General features: G+C 71.2%; 2 protein-coding genes and 1 pseudogene. 2 read left to right on the top strand and 1 reads right to left on the bottom strand.

Features of this window, described 5'->3' with window-relative positions; translation table 11 throughout:
- A pseudogene (locus tag V7E45_RS39995) lies at positions 1–353 on the bottom strand (ThiF family adenylyltransferase); the annotation flags it as partial.
- A 285-nt stretch (positions 354–638) separates the two neighbouring features.
- Between V7E45_RS39995 and V7E45_RS39990 the strand changes: the two are divergent.
- A complete protein-coding gene (locus V7E45_RS39990) occupies positions 639–1235 on the top strand; it encodes a M48 metallopeptidase family protein (RefSeq protein ID WP_333779203.1) in 597 nt (198 codons plus the stop codon).
- A 129-nt stretch (positions 1236–1364) separates the two neighbouring features.
- Positions 1365–1965: TerD family protein (locus tag V7E45_RS39985; RefSeq protein ID WP_333779202.1), on the top strand; the 601-nt coding region annotated here is incomplete at its 3' end.

Genomic DNA, 1965 nt, shown 5'->3' with positions numbered 1-1965 from the left:
GGCCCGGGGGTGGTCAGGGACAGCGTGGCGAGGTCGGGGCGCAGCCGCTCCAGCACCTCGGTCCGCTCCCGCAGCGCGTCCGCGGCCGGGCCACCGCCGCGGGTGTCGTCGAGGAGTCCGGCGTGGGCCAGCCGCTCGACGAGGGTGTCGACGTGGCCGTCCGGCAGGTCCATGCGCCGGCCCTCCTCGCGCAGCAGCGGAAGCCCGCGGGTGCCGTCGAGCAGGTCCAGGAAGCTGCCCGTGGCCGTGTCCATCGGGCCCAGGGTCATCGCGTGCGCCGGAGTCATGCCGAACTGCACGGTGTTGAGGTCGCGCCAGCCGCGCCGCAGCGCGGGTTTCACCATCGGATGCATGTCGGGTCCCCGTTTGCCATGAATCGCACTGAAAATGTGAAACGACGGTTGGGTACGAGATTGTTCCCTTGTCGGTGGAGTCGGTCGGGCTCCGCCGTCGGGTGCCAGGATGCCGGGCCACGGCGGGCGGTGCGGCGCGTTGTCCACAGGCGGGGGATGATCGTCGTACAAGCCGGCCGGGCCAGTCGGGCATATCGGTCGTACTAATCAGACGTACGGTGGGCCTCGGCACCGAACCGCCCCGGAGCCGGGACTTCGGCGCTGTCCAGCGGGTAACGTCGGGGCGTGCCCGCCGACCCCCTGCACCGCGCCGGAAAGCCACAGCGCAGCACGACGAGCCAGCCGCCGAGCGGCTCGGGGGCGAGCGCGATCGAGGTCCGCAGGAGTACCCGGCGCCGCCGTACCGTCTCCGCGTACCGCGAGGGCGATCGCACCGTCGTGCTGATCCCCGCCCGGATGTCCGAGGCGGAGGAGCAGCGCTGGGTGACCGTCATGCTCGACAAGCTCGCCGCCCAGGAGAGCAGACGGAAGCTGGGCGACGCCGAGCTGACCGAGCGGGCCGCGCGCCTGTCGGAGCAGTACTTCGGGGGCCGGGCCCGCCCCGCCTCGGTGCGCTGGGTCACCAACCAGAACACCCGCTGGGGTTCGTGCACACCGGCCGAGGGCAGCATCCGGCTCTCGCACCGGCTGCAGGGCATGCCGGAGTACGTCGTCGACTACGTCCTGTGCCATGAGCTGGCGCATCTGCTGGTGCCCGGTCACGGGCCCGGCTTCTGGCGGCTGCTGGAGTCCTATCCGCGCACCGAGCGGGCCCGCGGCTATCTGGAGGGCGTGGTGGCCGCCGCCCGGCTGCCGCATGTGCCCGAGGCCCGCGAGGAATGAGCCGGGCACCGTACGTCCGTCCCGGGACGCGGTTGTGTACCGGGTCTGTACCGGCCGCGTCCGATGTCGGGGTTTGCCGTTAGCCTGGCGCGACGCACTCGCATTCGGGATGGGGGACGGTCGTAACGCATGGCCAGGGAATTCCAACGCGGCCACAAGGCCAGGATCAGTGACCTCACGGCGGGCACGGATCTGTACGTAGGCGTGCAGATCTCCGCCCCCGGACTGACCTTCGACATCAGCTGCTTCGGCCTGGACGCCGACGAGCGCCTCTCCGACGACCGGTACTTCGTCTTCTTCAACCAGCCGAAGTCCCCGGAGGAATCCATCCAGCTGCTGGGCAGCCAGTCGGGCGACACGGAGTCGTTCCGGGTGACGCTGGACCGGGTTCCCTCCCGCATCCGCAAGCTGTCCTTCACGGCGACCATCGACGGCACCGGGCAGATGTCCCAGGTGAACCCCGGCTACCTGCGCATCGTGGCCGGTGGCGAGGAGGTCGCGCGCTACTCGTTCAACGGCTCGGAGTTCTCCACCGAGCGGGCCGTGATGCTCGGTGACCTGTACTTCAAGGACGTGTGGCGGTTCGCCGCGGTCGGGCAGGGCTTCGACGGCGGTCTGGACGCGCTGCTGAAGAACTTCGGCGGCGAGGTGCTGGAGGAGGAGGCGCCCGCCGCGCCCCCCGCCCCGCAGCCGCAGCAGCCGCAGTCCGGCGCCGCTCCCGGCTTCGCCC

Source organism: Streptomyces sp. IBSBF 3136, from assembly GCF_036815105.1.
GTDB lineage: Bacteria > Actinomycetota > Actinomycetes > Streptomycetales > Streptomycetaceae > Streptomyces.
This window is presented reverse-complemented; position numbering and strand designations above follow the sequence as displayed.